Consider the following 18,440-nt stretch of genomic DNA (forward strand, 5'->3'; position numbering starts at 1 on the left):
CTCATTGCGACACCGCCTTCATCCACTGGGTCTGGTCGATTTCAATCAGGGTCGGGCCCTGACGATCGGTGGCCAGGCGCAACGCATCACGCAAGCTGTCAACACTGTTGACCGCTTCGGCCGCACAGCCCAGGGCCTTGGCCACACCGATAAAGTCCGGGGTATAGATGTCCACGCCCACCGGCTCGATGGCGCGGTTGACCATGTATTTCTTGATCTCTTCGTAGCCCTGGTTATTCCACAGCAACACGATCACCGGCGTACGCGCTTCCACCGCACTGGCCAGTTCCGGCAAGGTGAATTGCAGGCCGCCGTCGCCGATCAGGCACACCACCGGAGGGCGCGTGCCGCCTTCGACGCTGCCACCGAGCCAGGCGCCAATCGCCGCCGGCAAGGCGTAACCGAGGGTGCCGTAACCGGTGGACGAGTTGAACCAGCGACGCGGACGCTCCGGGTTGAAGGTCAGGTTGCCGGTGTACACCGGTTGGGTCGAATCGCCGACGAACACCGCGTTCGGCAATTCGTACAGCACGGTTTCCAGGAAGCGGGTCTGGGCCAGGGTCGGGGCGTCCCAGGTCGCGGCGAGCTCTTCTCGCAAGCGAGCGGCGCGCACCTGGCCCCAGTCATTGCGGCGCTCGGCCAGCGACTTGTGGGACAGCGCACTCAGCAGGGCCTGGGCGGCATTGCGCGAGTCGGCCACCAACGCCACCTTCGGCGGGTAATTACGCACGGTCTGGTCTGGGTCGATGTCCACGCGCAGCAGCACGCCCGGGATTTCGAAACCGCCGGCGAAGGTGATGTCGTAATCGGTTTCGGCCAGTTCGGTGCCGATGGCCAGCACCACGTCAGCCTCGGCCACCAGCGCACGGGTGGCCACCAGGCTTTGGGTCGAACCGATCAGCAGCGGATGGCTGGATTCGAGCATGCCTTTGGCATTGATGGTCAGGGCCACTGGCGCATCCAGCAGCTCGGCCAGTTCAGTCAGCTCGGCCGCCGCATCGATGGCGCCGCCACCCGCGAGAATCAATGGGCGTTTGGCACCGGCCAGCAGGTCGGTCATGCGGCTGATCGCGCTGGGCGAAGCACCGGCACGATCGATGTTCACTGGCACGCTGGAGAGCAGGTCATCGGCCTCTTCGACCAGTACGTCCAACGGGATTTCGATGTGCACCGGACGCGGACGCCCGGCCTGGAACAGCGCGAAGGCCCGCGCCAACACGCCCGGCAATTCCGCCGCCGACATCAAGGTATGGGAGAACGCCGCCACGCCGCCGACCAGTGCGCTCTGGTTCGGCAGCTCATGCAGCTTGCCGCGCCCGCCGCCCAATTGGCTGCGCGATTGCACGCTGGAGATCACCAGCATCGGGATCGAGTCGGCGTAAGCCTGGCCCATGGCGGTGGTGATGTTGGTCATGCCTGGACCGGTGATGATGAAGCACACGCCCGGTTTGCCGCTGGTGCGGGCATAGCCGTCGGCCATGAACCCGGCGCCCTGTTCGTGACGTGGAGTGACGTGGTTGATGCTCGAACGGGCCAGCCCGCGATACAGCTCCACGGTATGCACCCCGGGAATGCCGAACACCTGCTCGACCCCGTAATCTTCGAGTAACTTGACCAATACTTCGCCGCACGTCGCCATGTGTTTGCCCTTTTTGTTCGTTTGAGACGCCGGGCCTGCGCAGTGTTTATGATGGATTGGCAGGCCCGGGAATGGCCTCATTGGAACGGGCGACACGTAGCCGCAACAATGGATAAAAAGTCATACTAGCCATGTCCTCACGTCATACCTTGGATCCCAATGAAACGACTGCCTCCCCTGCCGGCGCTGCACACTTTTCTGATCACCGCGCAGTGCTGCAACTTCACCCGGGCCGCCGAACAGCTGCACATCACCCAAGGCGCGGTGAGCCGGCAGATCGCCGGGCTGGAAGATCATCTGGGCTATGAACTGTTCATTCGCCAGGCGCGGGGCTTGAGCCTGACCGCCGAAGGACGTGAGTGGTTGCCACGGGTGCAGCAGATTTTCGGCCTGATCGATGAGGCCGTGGAGCAGATCGGCGAGAAGCGCGAAACCTTGCAACTCAAGGCGCCGACCTGCGTGATGCGCTGGCTGTTGCCGCGCCTGTTGCAGTGGCAAAAGGAACGCCCGGATGTGCCGGTGGAATTGACCACCACGGTGAAACACGGCGTGGACTTTCATCGTGAACAATTCGACGCGGCGGTGATGTATGGCCCGCCGCCGGAGAGCTCACTGGCCTCCCATCATTTGTTCGATGAGCAACTGACGCCCGTGTGTTCCCGGCCGATGCTTGAAGGGCCACTGGCCTTGCAGACACCGGCAGACCTGCAACAGCACTTGTTACTGCATCCGACCCGGGATGAACGGGACTGGAAAGCCTGGTTGAAAGCGGCGGATATTCATCTGAGCAATGTCGGCAAGGGCCAGCATTTCGAAACCCTGGACCTGGCGATGTCGATGGCGTCCCAGGGGACAGGCGTGGCGATTGGCGATTGGTCGTTGATCGGCGATGACCTGAGCGCCGGGCGGCTGGTCATGCCCTTTGATTTGAAGGTGAAAACCGGATTGGCGTATTACCTGGTGTTCCCCGAAAAACCTGCGCCTTCGCCGAAGTTGCGCGAATTGATGGGGTGGTTGGTGGAGCAGGCGCAGGCACGCTGAACCGAAATCGCCCTGTAGCAGCCTGCGTTCGGCTGCTACAGGGGATGTGGTGTTGCGAAATTAATACCCGACCGTAAACCGCTGGCGGGAATGCTTCGGTGTTTCCACTTCATCCAGCAACGCGATCGCGTAATCGGCAAAGGTAATCCAGCTGCGGCCCTGCGCACTCACCAGCAAGTCATCCTTGCCGACTCGAAACGTGCCCGTACGCTCACCTTCGACAAACTCCGCCGACGGCGACAGGAAGGTCCAGTCCAGGTTCTGTTCCTGACGCAAGGTGTTGAGGAAATCGGCACCGGCGCTGGCCTCAGCCTTGTACTCCGGCGGAAAACCTTCGCTGTCGATCACCCGGGTGCCACCCGGCAGCAACAACGAACCGGCACCGCCCACCACCAGCAGACGCTTGACCCCGGCCTGCTTCACCGGCTCGATGACGGCGCTGGCGGGGATGGTGGAGAAATGTGCAGCACTGATTACTGCATCATGACCAGCGACGGCGGCTTGCAAAGCGGCAGCATCGAGCACGTCGACGTTTTTGCTGACGACACCGGCACGCTGGCCGATTTTAGAGGTGTCGCGGGCGATGGCGGTGACGCTGTGACCGCGACGCAGGGCTTCTTCCAACAGTTGGCTACCGGCACGACCGGTGGCACCGATGATTGCGATTTTGCTCATGACGTTCTCCAGTTGATGTAACTGTGATGTATAGCGTGTGTGTAATCAGCACAACCTTTGTGGCGAGGGAGCTTGCTCCCGCTCGGCTGCGAAGCAGTCGTAAAACCTGTAAATGCGGTGTGCCTGATGGAGTGCAGGGAGCGCTTCGCACTCCAGCGGGAGTCGCCCAGGTAGTGACCCGGCACGATGGTGTTCGGCTTCAAGGCTTCGATCGTGTGCAGCGTCGTCAGCCAATCGGCATGGGACTGCGCGGTCTGGGTATCAGCCATCCACACATGAATGTTTTCGGCGACAACCACGCCACCGACCACTGCCTTGATCGACGGAATCCACACAAAGCTGCGATCCGGTTGCTTGCCATCCAGGCCGAGCACCTGCAGTTTCTGCCCTTCCAGCATCAGGCTGTCGCCTTTGAGCACGTGCGGCACGATGGTTTTGTTCGGCACGTCGGCGCCCATTTTCGGACCCCAGAACGCCAGTTTGCCGTCGACGGTTTTCTTGATGTGATCAACGGTCGGTTGCGAGGCCAGCACTTTGGCGTTCGGGAACGCCTGGGTGAGGGTGTCGAGGCCGAAGTAGTAATCCGGGTCACCGTGGCTGATGTAGATGGTGGTCAGTTGCTTGCCGCTGGCGCGGATTTTTTCCACCACTTGTTCGGCCTGGGACTTGCCGAATTGTGCGTCCACCAGAATCGCTTCCTTCTCGCCGCTGACCAGTACCGAGGTCACTGGGAAGATCGCGTTGGTGCCCGGGTTGTAGACGTCCAGGGTCAGGGTCGACGCCGCAGCGGCGTGGGCCGCGAAGCCCAGTGCGGCGGTTGCCAGAAGAATGCGTTTGATTGAAGTGAAGCCGATCATCTGTTGCTCCGTTGTCCGAATGCCGTGCTTGGCGATGGGACAGAGCTTAGTTGCCTGGTTCGATACAAAAAATGCGATGCTTGAACATAGTTTGTTTCTGAAAGCGGGCAAATCATGGATCGTCTACAAGCAATGCGGGTGTTCGTCACGGTGGTGGACCTGGGCAGCCAATCGGCCGCCGCCGATCACCTGGACCTGTCGCGGCCGGTGGTTTCACGGTATCTGGCGGAGCTGGAAGATTGGGTCGGCGCACGCCTGATGCACCGCACCACGCGCAAATTGAGCCTGACCGCCGCCGGCAGTGAAATCCTGCCCCGGTGCCGGCAGATGCTCGATTTATCCAGCGACATGCAAGCCGCCGTCAGCGAGCCGGACGACGCACCGCGCGGCCTGCTGCGGATCAGCGTCAGCACCTCGTTCGGCCAGGCGCAACTGGCCGATGCCATGGCCGCCTACGTCAAACGTTACCCCGGCGTAAGCATCGATCTGCAAATGCTCGACCGCACGGTGAACCTGGTGGATGAGCGCATCGACCTGGCCATCCGCACCAGCAACGACCTGGACCCGAACCTGATCGCCCGGCGCCTGACGGTGTGCCGCTCGGTGATCTGCGCCTCCCCCGCTTACCTGCGCGAGCACCCGGCGCCGCAGCGGGTCGAAGACCTGAGCCTGCACAATTGCCTGACCCACTCCTACTTCGGCAAAAGCCTCTGGCATTTCGAGCAGGATGGCGAACCGGTCTCGGTGCCGGTACAGGGCAACATCAGCGCCAACGAAGCCAGCACGCTGTTGCGCGCGGCGATGGCCGGGGCCGGTGTGGCGATGCTGCCCAGTTACCTGGCCGGCATGCATATCCACAGCGGCGAACTGATCCGCCTGCTGCCCCAGGCCGAGCCCCGTCAGATGAACATCTATGCGGTGTATGCCTCACGCAAGCACATGCCGGTGGCGTTGCGCAGCATGCTGGATTTTCTGGTGCTCAGATTTCCCGAAGAACCGGCATGGGATGTGGGCCTTTAACCGGAGTGAATGTGGGGTGGTTTTGATGGCAACTCACCGGCGCTGACCTATGCTCAAAGCAGTACCCAAGGGTATTCGTTCAGAGGTCAACGCCATGAACATCAAAACAAGAAGATACCTCGCCATTTTCATCACCTGCGCGGCGACGCTGGCGCTGTATGGCACAGCCGCCTGGCGTGTCGAACAGTTGCGCAAAGTGCCCCATGACTTCGCGAGCTGCAACTTCGAGCGCTGCATCCCCCACAGCGCAAGCCTCAACGCCCTCCGCTGACGAACACCTTGTGGCGAGGGGGTCAGGCCTCGCTCTTCTGATCGGCAGCGTCCTGATCGGCTTTCAAGCGGTCGCGAAAAGCCTTGGGCGAGATCCCCACCCGACGTCGGAACAAGCGTGTGAAGTTGGTCGGATCGGAAAACCCCAGCACATCGGACATTTCATAAATGGTCATGCTGGTGTAGGTCAGCAAGCGCTTGGCCTCCAGCAACTGACGCTCGTGCATGATCTGCAACGCCGGCTGCCCCGCCAGTTCACGGCACGTGCCGTTGAGGTGAGACACGGAAATCCCCAGCCGATGGGCCAGGTCCTCGACCTTGACGTGCTGGCGATAGGTCTCCTCCACCAGCTGGATAAAACCGTTGAGGTATTCCCGGGCACGCTGCGGACGCTGATTGGCAGCGCGGCGCTGGATCACCTGGCGGCTGACCCACACCATGATCACGCTGACCAGAGAATGCATGAGCATTTCCCGCGCCGGTTGATGGCCGGTGTATTCGCTTTGCAGCGCTGAAAACAGGCTGTTGAGGTACTCGCTGTCCTTGCCCGCCGGGTAGCTTTCGGCTTGGGCCAGGGCATTTACCGAATTGCCCAACTGCGCCTGAAGATGGGCGACCAGTGGCGCGGCCAGGGTGACGACGAACCCTTCGACGTCCTCGGAAAACCGATAACCATGCACCGATAACGGCGGCAGAATGATGATTGCCGGCTCAGCCAATTGTGAGCGTTTCCCTTCGATCTCAAGCTCTGCCTGACCTTTGAAGACGAAGAGCAACTGACACAAATCAGCGTGGCGATGGGGTTTTATTTCCCATTGATGTTCGCGGCTGCGTTTTGAAATGGTTTCACAGTGGAGCAAATCGGGGGTCGGCCAATCCAGGCTTTCACCGTAGAGTTTGAACACCGGAATCGATGGCAGGGCGGGCTTGTTCATCACTTCAATCCAGGCCTCGAAGGTAACGGGGCGATAATCGCACCGATTGGCAGAATGTACAGGTATCGGCTCAGTTTTCACCTTCAATTGACGGACCCGCAAGTGAAAAATGCAAGCACTCGATCCATAAAAATCATCCACCGGCGTTGGTCGCGTGGAGCTTGCGAGTCATAAAAACAATGAAAACACTAAAAACCCAAATCGCCATCATCGGCGCCGGCCCCTCTGGTTTGCTACTCGGCCAATTGCTGCATAACGCCGGCATCGACACCCTGATTCTCGAACGCCAGACCCCGGACTATGTGCTGGGACGCATCCGTGCCGGTGTCCTCGAACAAGGCATGGTAGAGCTGTTGCGTCAGGCCGGAGTGGGCCAGCGCATGGACGCCGAAGGGCTGGTTCACACCGGCTTCGAACTGGCCCTGGACGGGCGCCGGGTACACATCGATCTGCAAACATTGACCGGTGGCAAAACCGTGATGGTGTATGGCCAGACCGAGGTCACCCGCGACCTGATGGCCGCTCGTCGGGACACTGGCGCGCAGACAATTTATTCGGCCGGCAACGTCGTCCCCCACGGCATGAAAAGCGCTGAACCCTATGTGACCTTCGACAAGGACGGCGAAACGTATCGACTCGATTGTGACTACATCGCCGGTTGCGACGGTTTCCATGGCGTGGCGCGACAGTCGATTCCTGCCGACTGCCTGAAGGTATTCGAGCGGGTGTATCCGTTCGGCTGGCTGGGGATTCTCGCTGACACTCCGCCAGTTCACGAGGAGTTGGTCTATGCGCGGCATGAACGGGGCTTTGCGTTGTGCAGCATGCGTTCGCCGACACGCACCCGTTATTACCTTCAGGTACCGGCCCAGGATCAGGTCGATGACTGGTCCGACCAACGCTTCTGGGACGAACTCAAATCCCGTCTGCCAGCGGCCCTCGCCGATGTGCTGGTGACCGGCCCGTCGATCGAGAAAAGCATCGCGCCGCTGCGCAGTTTCGTGGTCGAGCCGATGCAGTACGGGCGGATGTTCCTGGTCGGCGACGCCGCGCACATCGTCCCGCCCACCGGTGCCAAAGGCCTGAACCTGGCGGCCAGCGACGTCAGTACGTTGTTCAATATTCTGCTGAAGGTTTACCGCGAAGGCCGTGTTGATTTGCTGGAGAAGTATTCCGAAATCTGCCTGCGGCGGGTGTGGAAAGCCGAACGGTTTTCCTGGTGGATGACCTCGATGTTGCATCGCTTCGACGAGCACGACGCGTTCAGTCAGCGCATCAGCGAATCGGAACTGGCCTATTTCGTTGACTCCGAGGCGGGCCGAAAAACCATCGCGGAAAACTACGTCGGCCTTCCATACGAGGCTATCGAATAGGCTCCTACCGACTTACACTGGCGAGCACTCCCGCTCGCCTTGCTCCTTGCGGGTCCATTACTGTCCGCAGGTTTTACCGTGACCAATCTCAACCGGCCTGAAACGCCCAAACCGGCTATTCGCAGCGTGCTGATCGCCCTGATGCTGGCGATCTTTCTGGGCGCGCTGGACCAAACCATCGTCGCTGTGTCGATGCCGGCGATTTCCGCGCAGTTCAAGGACGTCAGCCTGCTGGCCTGGGTCATTTCCGGCTACATGGTGGCGATGACCGTGGCGGTGCCGATCTACGGCAAGCTCGGCGATCTGTATGGCCGCCGCCGGTTGATGCTGTTCGGCATGGGCTTGTTCACCCTGGCTTCATTGTTCTGCGGCATGGCGCAAAGCATGGAGCAACTGGTGCTGGCGCGGATCTTTCAAGGCATCGGCGCCGGCGGAATGATTTCGGTGAGCCAGGCGATCATCGGCGACATCGTTCCACCGCGCGAACGCGGTCGCTATCAGGGCTATTTCAGCAGCATGTACGCGGTGGCCAGCGTGGCCGGCCCGGTACTCGGTGGCTACATGACCGAATACCTGTCCTGGCGCTGGGTATTCCTGATCAACCTGCCGTTGGGCCTGGGTGCCTGGTGGGTGGCTTATCGCACGCTGGTAGGGCTGCCGGTGCCGCAGCGCAAGCCGATCATCGACTACCTCGGTACGTTGCTGATGATCATTGGCCTGACGGCGTTGTTGCTGGGCATCACTCAGGTTGGCCAGGGGCATTCGTGGCGCAGTCCCGAAGTGGCGGGTTTGCTCGGTTGTGCGGTGGCGGTGCTGGCGGTGTTCGTCTGGCATGAACGGCGGGCGCGGGAACCGTTGCTGCCGATGCATTTGTTCGCCAACCGCAATGCGATCCTTTGCTGGTGCACGATTTTCTTCACCAGTTTCCAGGCGATTTCCCTGATCGTGCTGATGCCGCTGCGCTTCCAGAGCGTCACCGGCGCCGGGGCCGACAGCGCGGCACTGCACCTGTTGCCGCTGGCCATGGGCTTGCCGATAGGCGCCTATTTCGCCGGGCGCCGGACCTCGGTGACCGGTCGTTACAAACCGATGATCCTGACCGGCGCGTTGCTCATGCCGTTGGCRATTCTCGGCATGGCGTTCAGTGCGCCGCAGGCGTTCGTGCTGAGCAGCCTGTTCATGTTGCTCAGCGGCATCGCCAGCGGAATGCAGTTCCCGACGTCGTTGGTGGGCACGCAAAACTCGGTGGATCAACGGGACATTGGCGTTGCCACCAGCACCACCAATCTGTTCCGCGCTCTGGGCGGCGCAGTGGGCGTGGCGTTGATGTCGGCACTGTTGCTGGCGTTGTTGCAGGATTCCAGTTTCGCGCACCTGGCCGGCTCGTCGCTGATTGCCGAGGGGCGTTCGGGGAATGTCTTGCTCGATGGTTTGAACGCCGCGCCGGGGGATGCGCAAAACGCCTTGCGCGCCGAGCTGCTGCTGACCTTCAGGCATTTGCTGATGGTCAGCGCGGCGGTGTCGCTGCTGGGGTTGGTGGCGGCGATTGCCATGCCGAACAGGGTGTTGCGCGGGCGGGAAGACAAGGTTCGCTAGAAAGACCGAGGCTTGCCCGCGAAGACGTCAACCCGGACACCACTAACGACCAGGCGTTGTGTTGCTTTCTGTGGCGAGGGAGCTTGCTCCCGTTGGGTGGCGCAGCCGCCCCAAACCCATTCAACACCGCTATTCAGATAACCTGCGGTGCCTGATTTGCGACTGCTGCGCAGTCGAGCGGGAGCAAGCTCCCTCGCCACAAAAGTCCCACTCCACAGGCCCACTCCACACAACATCACCGCATCGGGCTATTGAGGCCGGGCGTGCAGCTGTTGTTGCAGGTTCTGGATCTGCGCCTGCAGGGTGTTGATGTTGCGGGTGACCTGGCCACGGAAGGCGTCGAACTCGGCAGTATTGTTACCACCTTGCGCGGCGGCCGGGCGGTTGTCCTGTTGGCTTTTGAGCACGATCATGTCTTGCTCCAGACGCTCGACTGCAGCGCTCGGGTTGCCTTGCCGCTTCAGCGCAGCGATATCGGCGCCAAGGCTTTTGAGTTGGGCGTCGACTTTGCTGGTATCGGCCGGTGCGCTCTTCAACGCGGCCAGCTCGCCGCTCAAGGCTTTGACCTGGGCCTGCAACTGAGCATTGGCGGCTTGTTGTTCGCTGGCCTGCGTGGTCATTTGCGCCAGGCGCTTGTCCAGATCGGAGGTCTGGCCGAGCACGCCTTGCTGCTGTTTACTCTGATCCTGGAGTTTGCTTTCCAGCTGTTTGCTCTGGTCCTGGAGCTTGCCTTCCAGTTGTTTGATTTGCAGCTTCAACGCTTCACTGCCGGTGTTGACCGTGGACTGGCTGGCCACGACCTTGCCGGAAATGTCCTGCAAGCGCCCCGCCGCTTCCTCACTGATACGGGCGAAACTTTCCTGGGTCGCCACCAGTTGTTGTTCCATCAGCGATATCTGCTGGAAACTCCACCAGGCAAGGCCAGCGAAGGCAAAGAACAACGCACCGACCAACGCCCACAGCGGGCCGGTGCTCGGGCCTTTGACCTTGACTACCGGTGTGGTGCGCGAATGCACGGAAGTGCGCGCGGTGGTCGGAAAATCATCGTCGTCGAGGCTGTCGGCACGCAGGCTCGGTACATCGTCGAAGTCGTCGTTGGCATCGTTACGCATGGACATTGAGTCAACCTTTGTAAAACGCGGTGATGGCTTGATGCGGCGAAGTATAACCCTCGCTGCCGCACCGGTTGACCCTGAACCCCGAACTCGGTTCAGTGAGGGCCGGCCCTTGTGTGTCAGCGAATGTCCTGAGCCTTCCACCAGGCGCAAAATTCATCGAGGGCGGTCCAGAGGCTGACTTTCGGATCGTAATCCAGATAATGCCGGGCGCGACTGATGTCCAGGGTGAAATTTTTGTTCATTACCTGCATGCCCAGCCGCGACAGGGTCGGCTCGGGACGACCCGGCCACAGCTTGCAAACACCCTCGTTGAGCGCGGCAAGGCTGTAGGCCAAGCCGTAGGAACGGTAACGGGTCACCTGTGGCACATCCATATTGCGCATCACGTAATTGACCACATCCCACAACGGCACCGGTGCTCCGTTGCTGATGTTGTAGGCCTTGCCCAAGGCCGAACCGCTGGCCAGCAAGCTACTGAACAACGCCTCATTGAGGTTTTGCACACTGGTGAAGTCAACCTTGTTCAGGCCATTGCCGATAATCGCCAACCGCCCTTTGCGCTGCATCTTCAGCAACCTGGGGAAAATGCTCATGTCGCCTGCGCCCGTCACGAAGCGCGGGCGCAAGGCCAGGGTTTCGAGGCCGAACTCCTGCGCACCGAAAACTTTTTGCTCGGCCAGGTATTTGGTTGCGGCGTAAGGATGCTTGAAGCGCTTGGGCACCTGGTCTTCGGTCAACCCCAGGTGATCGCGGCCATCGAAGTAAATCGATGGCGACGACAAGTGCACCAGGCGCCGCACCCGTTGTTTCAGGCAGGCCTCGACCACGTTCTCGGTGACCTCGACGTTGCCTTGATGGAAATCCTGATAGCGCCCCCACAAACCGACAGCGCCTGCGCAATGGACCACGGCTTCGACGTCGGAACACAGGTCGCGCGCCAGTTGCGGGTCGCTCAAGTCGCCCTGGATGAACTCGGCACCACGGCGCACCAAATGCTCGACGCTCTCGGCCCGGCGACCGTTGACCCGCACATCCAGGCCCTGCTCCAGGGCAAAACGCGCAAAGCGTCCGCCAATGAAGCCGCTTGCGCCGGTGACCAGAATCTTCATGTATTGCTCCGAATATTTCGTTTTGCGTTTTTCGTTTTGCATAGGGCGTGAGGTCTTGACGCCAGCCGTCAGTCCAACGGCACCAGCCATTGCTTCGACGAACGCACCAATTGATCGGTGAGTAACCCCAACAGCTGACCGCCATTGCGCCAATGATGCCAGTACAGCGGCACATCGATCGGCTTATCTGGCAAAAGCTCCACCAATTGGCCGCGCGCCAGTTGCTCGCGCACTTGCAATTCAGGCACCAGGCCCCAGCCAAGCCCTGCTTCCGTGAGACGAAGAAAACCTTCGGAAGACGGGCATAAATGGTGTTCGAAACCGCCATTCACGCCGACTGACGCGAGGTAACGATGCTGCAGGAAATCGTCCGGGCCAAATACCAGCGCCGGGGTTCTGGCCAACTGATCGGCACGCACACCTTGGGGAAAATGCCGGGCAATGAATGCAGGGCTGGCCAACGCACGGTAGCGCATCGCCCCCAACAGCACGCTGCGCGCACCGGCCACCGGCCGCTCACTGGCGCACAGACACCCCGCCACTTCGCCTGCACGCATGCGTTTGAGGCCGACGGTCTGGTCTTCCACCACCAGGTCGAGCAACAGATGCTCCTGCGCGCAAAAATCCCCCACCGCCGCAGCCCACCAGGTGGCCAGGCTGTCAGCGTTCAGCGCGATGCGCAGGCGTTCCGGCAGGCCTTCTTCGTCCAGCGCCGGCACCAGGCTTTGCAGATCGCGCTCCAGCAATCGCACCTGCTGCACATGGTTGAGCAATCGCCGGCCAATCTCCGTCGGAGCCGGTGGCGTGACCCGCACCAGCACCGGTTGGCCGACCCGCGCCTCGAGCAGTTTGATGCGCTGGGAGATGGCCGATTGGGACAAGCCCAAGACCTGCGCGGCGCGTTCGAATCCGGCCTGCTCGATCACGGCGGCGAGGGCGGACAGTAATTTGTAGTCTAACATCAGTTTTCCTAATGAGCGATCAGCACTATTGGTTTTTCTTATACAACTTCCCACCGGAGAATGGCCAGCAAGAACTCTTGAACAAGGATCACCGACATGGCTGGCGAAACCTCTTTGGCAACCCTGCTGCGCAGCATGAGCCCGCAACTCAACGACGGCGAATACGTGTTCTGCACGTTGCCTGACGGCAAGCTGCCCGCAGGCCTTGAGATTGTCGGCAGCTTCCGCGAACAGGAAGGGCTGACGGTGATTCTGCAACGTTCCCACGCCGAGAAGGCCAGTTTCAGCTTCGACTACATCGCTGCCTGGATCACCTTGGACGTGCACTCAGCCCTTGAAGCCGTCGGCCTGACCGCCGCGTTCGCCACGGCACTGGGCCAGGCCGGCATCAGTTGCAACGTGATTGCCGGCTACTACCACGACCATTTGTTCGTCGGCCAGGCCGATGCCGAACGCGCCCTGCAGGTACTGCGGGATCTGGCGGCCAACGCGGAGTAAAAATCTTATGTGGCAAAGCTATGTGAACGGCCTGTTGGTGGCCGCCGGGCTGATCATGGCGATCGGCACTCAGAATGCGTTTGTGTTGGCGCAGAGTCTTCGACGTGAACATCACCTGCCGGTGGCGGCGCTCTGCGTCACCTGCGATGCGTTGCTGGTAGCCGCCGGGGTGTTCGGCCTGGCGACGTTGCTGGCGCAGAACCCGACTCTGTTGGCCATCGCTCGTTGGGGTGGCGCGGCGTTTCTGCTGTGGTATGGCAGCCTGGCGCTGCGTCGGGCGTGCTCGAAACAGAGCCTGCAACAAGGTGAGAACCAGACCGTGCGCTCATTGCGGGCGGTACTGCTCAGCGCTTTGGCGGTGACCCTGCTCAACCCGCACGTTTATCTGGACACCGTGTTGCTGATCGGCTCCCTTGGCGCACAACAGACCGAGCCCGGTGCTTATGTCGTGGGCGCGGCCAGTGCTTCGTTGCTGTGGTTTTTTACCCTGGCCCTTGGCGCAGCGTGGTTGGCACCGTGGTTGGCACGGCCAAGCACTTGGCGAATCCTCGACCTGTTGGTGGCCGTAATGATGTTCACCGTAGCGTTCCAGTTGATCATCGCTTCATGATTTATTCCAAAAGGCTCTGGAACCTCTATTCCACACAGTTGTTGCGTGGTTATGCCGCACCCCCGGTGCTATGATCCGATCCCTGCGCCGCAAAGAGTACAAACTCCCCGGCGCATGTCTGGCCGCCCGTGATCGGCCTTGCGCTCACCGCAACTGACCTGATTAGGAGAATCATCATGGCTTTCGAATTGCCGCCGCTGCCTTACGCGCACAATGCCCTGCAGCCGCACATTTCAGAGGAAACTCTGCAATACCACCACGACAAGCACCACAACACCTATGTCGTGAACCTGAACAACCTGGTGCCAGGCACCGAGTTCGAAGGCAAGACCCTGGAAGAAATCGTCAAGACTTCCTCGGGCGGTATCTTCAACAACGCCGCTCAGGTCTGGAACCACACTTTCTACTGGAACTGCCTGGCGCCAAACGCCGGCGGTCAACCAACCGGCGCTCTGGCTGATGCCATCAACGCTGCTTTCGGTTCGTTCGACAAGTTCAAGGAAGAGTTCAGCAAAACGTCCATCGGCACCTTCGGTTCCGGTTGGGGCTGGCTGGTGAAAAAGGCTGACGGTTCCCTGGCCCTGGCCAGCACCATCGGCGCCGGCAACCCGCTGACCAGCGGCGATACCCCGCTGCTGACCTGCGACGTCTGGGAACACGCTTACTACATCGACTACCGCAACCTTCGTCCGAAGTACGTCGAAGCGTTCTGGAACCTGGTCAACTGGAAATTCGTGGCTGAGCAGTTCGAAGGCAAAACCTTCACCGCTTAAGCTTCGCGCCAGTCAAAAAACCCGGCTTTTATGCCGGGTTTTTTACGCCATCGAAAATCCGTACGTGGGGCGTGCTTTCCCACAACGCGAACCGCATTCGCCCTCTTGCCCCCGCAGCACAGCGGTCTAACATCAACACAAGGAAAAATTGCCTCAACCTCCTCAAGTTGAAGGCCCCGGCAACCGACACAGTGTTAATAGGGCAAATACTCCAAACAGCAGCCTAGCGGCCAAGCTACCGGCAATATCCCCCGGGTTGGATTGTCCCTTTGACTGCCATCACGGGATTGCCAATACTCATGGCAACTTGACGCTACCCGCACGGAACAAGGAATAACCCTTTGAAGCTGGAACTCAAGAACAGCTTGTCGGTGAAGTTACTCCGGGTCGTGCTCCTGTCGGCATTGATCGTCGGCGTGGTCTTGAGCTGCGCACAGATTGTTTTCGATGCCTATAAAACACGTCAGGCGGTTGCCAACGATGCCCAGCGCATCCTCGACATGTTCCGCGATCCCTCCACTCAGGCGGTCTACAGCCTGGATCGGGAAATGGGCATGCAGGTGATCGAAGGCCTGTTCCAGGATGACGCCGTGCGCATGGCCTCCATCGGCCACCCCCACGAAGCCATGCTCGCGCAAAAATCCCGCGAGCTTCAGCAGTCCCACAGCCGCTGGCTGACTGACCTGATCCTCGGCCAGGAACGCACGTTCACCACCCAACTGGTGGGTCGCGGTCCCTACAGCGAGTACTACGGCGACCTGAGCATTACCCTCGACACCGCCACCTACGGCCAGAGCTTCATCGTCAGTTCGGTGATCATCTTCATCTCTGGCGTCTTGCGCGCCCTGGCCATGAGCCTGGTGTTGTATCTGGTTTACCACTGGCTGCTGACCAAACCATTGTCGCGGATCATCGAACATCTGACTGAAATCAACCCGGACCGGCCCAGCGCCCACAAGATCCCACAGCTCAAGGGTCATGAAAGAAACGAGCTGGGGGTCTGGATCAACACCGCCAACCAGCTGCTCGAATCCATTGAGCGCAACACTCACCTGCGCCACGAAGCAGAAAACAGCCTGTTACGCATGGCCCAGTACGATTTTCTCACCGGTCTGCCGAACCGCCAGCAATTGCAGCAACAGCTGGACAAGATCCTTGTCGACGCCGGCAAACTGCAGCGTCGGGTCGCGGTGTTGTGTGTCGGGCTCGATGACTTCAAAGGCGTCAACGAACAGTTCAGCTACCAGACCGGCGACCAGTTGCTGCTGGCCCTGGCCGATCGCCTGCGGGCTCACAGCGGCCGCCTCGGCGCCCTCGCCCGCTTGGGTGGCGACCAGTTCGCGCTGGTCCAGGCCGACATCGAACAACCCTACGAAGCCGCCGAACTGGCCCAAAGCATTCTCGATGATCTGGAAGCGGCGTTCGCCCTCGATCATCAGGAAATCCGCCTGCGCGCCACCATCGGCATCACCCTGTTCCCCGAGGACGGTGACAGCACCGAGAAGCTGCTGCAAAAAGCCGAGCAGACCATGACCCTGGCCAAGACGCGCTCGCGCAACCGCTATCAGTTCTATATCGCCAGCGTCGACACGGAAATGCGTCGGCGTCGCGAGCTGGAAAAAGATCTGCGTGACGCCTTGATCCGCGACCAGTTCTACCTCGTCTACCAGCCGCAGATCAGCTACCGCGATCATCGCGTGGTAGGTGTCGAGGCGTTGATTCGCTGGCAGCATCCCGAGCATGGGCTGGTGCCGCCGGACCWGTTCATCCCGCTGGCCGAGCAGAACGGCACCATCATTGCCATTGGCGAATGGGTGCTGGACCAGGCCTGCAAACAACTGCGCGAGTGGCACGATCAGGGCTTCGTCGACCTGCGCATGGCGGTGAACCTGTCCACCGTGCAATTGCACCACGCCGAGTTGCCGCGGGTGGTCAATAACCTGCTGCAGATCTACCGCCTGCCACCGCGCAGCCTGGAGCTGGAAGTCACCGAAACCGGCCTGATGGAAGACATCAGCACCGCCGCCCAGCACTTGCTGAGCCTGCGTCGCTCCGGCGCGCTGATCGCCATCGACGACTTCGGCACCGGTTATTCGTCATTGAGTTATCTGAAAAGCCTGCCGCTGGACAAGATCAAGATCGACAAGAGCTTCGTTCAGGACCTGCTCGATGACGACGACGATGCGACCATCGTCCGGGCCATCATCCAGCTGGGCAAAAGCCTGGGCATGCAGGTGATTGCCGAAGGCGTGGAAACCGCCGAGCAAGAGGCCTACATCATCTCCGAAGGCTGCCACGAAGGTCAGGGTTATCACTACAGCAAACCGCTGCCGGCGCGGGAATTGAGCGTCTACCTCAAGCAGGCCCAGCGCAGTAACGCGGCCATCCTCTGAAACAACGGCGATCTTTTGATCTGCGTGAATAAGAAATATTTGCAGGCGTAACCCTTTACAGGTAATGCGAAAGATTTGCATTATGTCGCACTTTTGCGCGCCGCCCGTGCGCGCCCACTCCATCACCGAAGCAGGATGTTCGCCATGATTCGTATGCCTCTGGCCACCGCCAGTCTGCTGGCCATCGCTATTTCCCTCGCCGGTTGCGGCGAAGGCAAAGACAAGGCTGCCGCTCAACAAGCGCCGACCCCGGCCGCCAGCACAGCTGCGCCTGCTACCACAGCTAAAGTCGATGAAGCCGCCGCCAAGGCTGTGGTCGCGCATTACGCCGACATGGTCTTTGCCGTTTACAGCGATGCCGAATCCACCGCGAAAACCCTGCAAACCGCCGTCGACGCGTTCCTCGCCAAGCCGGACGCCGACACTCTCAAAGCCGCCCGGGCTGCCTGGGTCGCGGCCCGCGTGCCTTACCTGCAGAGCGAAGTGTTCCGCTTCGGCAACACCATCATCGACGACTGGGAAGGTCAGGTGAACTCCTGGCCACTGGACGAAGGCCTGATCGACTACGTCGACAAATCCTACGAACACGCACTGGGTAACCCGGGCGCTACTGCCAACATCATCGCCAACACCCAGATTCAGATTGGCGAAGACAAGGTCGACGTGAAAGACATCACCCCGGAAAAACTCGCCAGCCTGAACGAGCTGGGCGGTTCCGAGGCCAACGTCGCCACCGGCTACCACGCCATCGAATTCCTGCTCTGGGGCCAGGACTTGAACGGCACCGGCCCTGGCGCCGGCAACCGCCCAGCCTCCGACTACCTGGAAGGCAAAGGCGCTACCGGCGGTCACAATGATCGTCGTCGCGCTTACCTGAAATCCGTGACCCAACTGCTGGTCAACGACCTGGAAGAAATGGTCGGTAACTGGAAGCCGAACGTGGCCGACAACTACCGCGCCACCCTGGAAGCGGAACCGGCTGAATCCGGTCTGCGCAAAATGCTGTTCGGCATGGGCAGCCTGTCCTTGGGCGAACTGGCGGGCGAGCGCATGAAGGTTTCCCTGGAAGCCAACTCCCCGGAAGACGAACAGGATTGCTTCAGCGACAACACCCACAACTCGCACTTCTACGATGCCAAAGGCATTCGTAACGTGTACCTGGGCGAATACACCCGTGTCGACGGCACCAAAATGACCGGCGCCAGCCTGTCGTCCCTGGTGGCCAAGGCTGACCCTGCTGCCGACACCACGCTGAAAGCCGACCTGGCTGCGACCGAAGCCAAGATCCAGATCATGGTCGATCACGCCAACAAGGGTGAGCACTACGACCAACTGATCGCTGCCGGCAACACCGCTGGCAATCAGATCGTGCGCGACGCCATTGCCTCTCTGGTCAAGCAGACCGGTTCGATCGAAGCTGCCGCCGGCAAACTGGGCATCAGCGACCTGAACCCGGACAACGCTGATCACGAGTTCTGATCAACGCTGGCTGAGCGAATACAAAGGCGACCTTCGGGTCGCCTTTTTCATGCCTGTCTTTTGGGTGATGCTGATGACCTCATCGCGGGCAA

At 60.6% G+C, this 18,440-nt stretch carries 16 protein-coding genes and 1 pseudogene; 10 read left to right on the plus strand and 7 right to left on the minus strand.

Features of this window, described 5'->3' with window-relative positions:
- Window position 1: 1 nt before the first annotated feature.
- On the minus strand, window positions 2-1,639 hold the full coding sequence (locus tag AC1DIS_RS15190) for a 5-guanidino-2-oxopentanoate decarboxylase (RefSeq protein WP_018926561.1): 1,638 nt from the start codon (window positions 1,637-1,639) through the stop codon (window positions 2-4).
- A 159-nt stretch (window positions 1,640-1,798) separates the two neighbouring features.
- Here AC1DIS_RS15190 and AC1DIS_RS15195 point away from each other — a divergent pair, with 159 nt between their 5' ends.
- A complete protein-coding gene (locus AC1DIS_RS15195) occupies window positions 1,799-2,680 on the plus strand; it encodes a LysR substrate-binding domain-containing protein (RefSeq protein WP_018926562.1) in 882 nt (293 codons plus the stop codon).
- Window positions 2,681-2,740: 60 nt separating this feature from the next.
- Here AC1DIS_RS15195 and AC1DIS_RS15200 read toward each other — a convergent pair whose 3' ends face one another.
- Entirely contained in the window at window positions 2,741-3,355 is a 615-nt protein-coding gene (locus AC1DIS_RS15200; protein WP_138866899.1) for an NAD(P)-dependent oxidoreductase, read from the minus strand.
- 113 nt (window positions 3,356-3,468) lie between these two features.
- Window positions 3,469-4,212: pseudogene (locus AC1DIS_RS15205) on the minus strand (MBL fold metallo-hydrolase); the annotation flags it as partial.
- A gap of 114 nt (window positions 4,213-4,326) precedes the next feature.
- On the opposite strand from AC1DIS_RS15205, the gene AC1DIS_RS15210 reads away from it, so the two are divergent.
- Window positions 4,327-5,232, plus strand: a complete 906-nt coding sequence (locus tag AC1DIS_RS15210; protein WP_019581528.1) for a LysR family transcriptional regulator — start codon at window positions 4,327-4,329, stop codon at window positions 5,230-5,232.
- 94 nt (window positions 5,233-5,326) lie between these two features.
- A complete protein-coding gene (locus tag AC1DIS_RS15215) occupies window positions 5,327-5,503 on the plus strand; it encodes a hypothetical protein (RefSeq protein WP_167331182.1) in 177 nt (58 codons plus the stop codon).
- A gap of 22 nt (window positions 5,504-5,525) precedes the next feature.
- Here the strand turns inward: AC1DIS_RS15215 and AC1DIS_RS15220 are convergent, their stop codons facing one another.
- Window positions 5,526-6,437 carry a helix-turn-helix domain-containing protein gene (locus AC1DIS_RS15220; RefSeq protein WP_019581529.1) on the minus strand — a complete coding sequence of 304 codons (912 nt, stop codon included), beginning with the start codon at window positions 6,435-6,437 and terminating at the stop codon, window positions 5,526-5,528.
- Between the two features lie 179 nt (window positions 6,438-6,616).
- Between AC1DIS_RS15220 and pobA the strand changes: the two genes are divergently transcribed.
- Together pobA and AC1DIS_RS15230 are read left to right on the plus strand one after the other, a co-directional pair.
- Window positions 6,617-7,810 (plus strand): 4-hydroxybenzoate 3-monooxygenase, encoded by a 1,194-nt coding sequence (pobA, locus tag AC1DIS_RS15225; RefSeq protein ID WP_018926568.1) that lies wholly within the window; start codon window positions 6,617-6,619, stop codon window positions 7,808-7,810.
- A gap of 78 nt (window positions 7,811-7,888) precedes the next feature.
- Window positions 7,889-9,406, plus strand: coding sequence for an MDR family MFS transporter (locus AC1DIS_RS15230; RefSeq protein ID WP_477744535.1), 1,518 nt, complete (start codon window positions 7,889-7,891; stop codon window positions 9,404-9,406).
- A 248-nt stretch (window positions 9,407-9,654) separates the two neighbouring features.
- Here AC1DIS_RS15230 and AC1DIS_RS15235 read toward each other — a convergent pair whose 3' ends face one another.
- The 3 genes from AC1DIS_RS15235 to AC1DIS_RS15245 form a co-directional block, all read right to left on the minus strand.
- A complete protein-coding gene (locus AC1DIS_RS15235) occupies window positions 9,655-10,524 on the minus strand; it encodes a hypothetical protein (RefSeq protein ID WP_018926570.1) in 870 nt (289 codons plus the stop codon).
- A gap of 116 nt (window positions 10,525-10,640) precedes the next feature.
- Window positions 10,641-11,633 carry an NAD-dependent epimerase/dehydratase family protein gene (locus AC1DIS_RS15240; RefSeq protein WP_018926571.1) on the minus strand — a complete coding sequence of 331 codons (993 nt, stop codon included), beginning with the start codon at window positions 11,631-11,633 and terminating at the stop codon, window positions 10,641-10,643.
- A 68-nt stretch (window positions 11,634-11,701) separates the two neighbouring features.
- Window positions 11,702-12,595: a LysR family transcriptional regulator ArgP gene (locus tag AC1DIS_RS15245; protein WP_477744534.1), complete on the minus strand. Its 894-nt coding sequence runs from the start codon at window positions 12,593-12,595 to the stop codon at window positions 11,702-11,704.
- Between the two features lie 96 nt (window positions 12,596-12,691).
- Here AC1DIS_RS15245 and AC1DIS_RS15250 point away from each other — a divergent pair, with 96 nt between their 5' ends.
- From AC1DIS_RS15250 to AC1DIS_RS15270, 5 genes are all read left to right on the plus strand, one after another.
- Window positions 12,692-13,093 (plus strand): ACT domain-containing protein, encoded by a 402-nt coding sequence (locus AC1DIS_RS15250; protein ID WP_477744533.1) that lies wholly within the window; start codon window positions 12,692-12,694, stop codon window positions 13,091-13,093.
- A 7-nt stretch (window positions 13,094-13,100) separates the two neighbouring features.
- The gene (locus tag AC1DIS_RS15255; RefSeq protein ID WP_086944475.1) at window positions 13,101-13,703 is read left to right on the plus strand and encodes a LysE/ArgO family amino acid transporter; all 603 of its coding nucleotides are present in this window, start codon (window positions 13,101-13,103) and stop codon (window positions 13,701-13,703) included.
- Window positions 13,704-13,879: 176 nt separating this feature from the next.
- Window positions 13,880-14,476: a superoxide dismutase gene (locus AC1DIS_RS15260; protein WP_007938876.1), complete on the plus strand. Its 597-nt coding sequence runs from the start codon at window positions 13,880-13,882 to the stop codon at window positions 14,474-14,476.
- A 341-nt stretch (window positions 14,477-14,817) separates the two neighbouring features.
- Window positions 14,818-16,869: a putative bifunctional diguanylate cyclase/phosphodiesterase gene (locus AC1DIS_RS15265; RefSeq protein ID WP_477780953.1), complete on the plus strand. Its 2,052-nt coding sequence runs from the start codon at window positions 14,818-14,820 to the stop codon at window positions 16,867-16,869.
- A 144-nt stretch (window positions 16,870-17,013) separates the two neighbouring features.
- A complete protein-coding gene (locus tag AC1DIS_RS15270) occupies window positions 17,014-18,348 on the plus strand; it encodes an imelysin family protein (protein WP_305411326.1) in 1,335 nt (444 codons plus the stop codon).
- Window positions 18,349-18,440: the final 92 nt, after the last annotated feature.

This window comes from Pseudomonas sp. 05N433 (genome assembly GCF_056396925.1).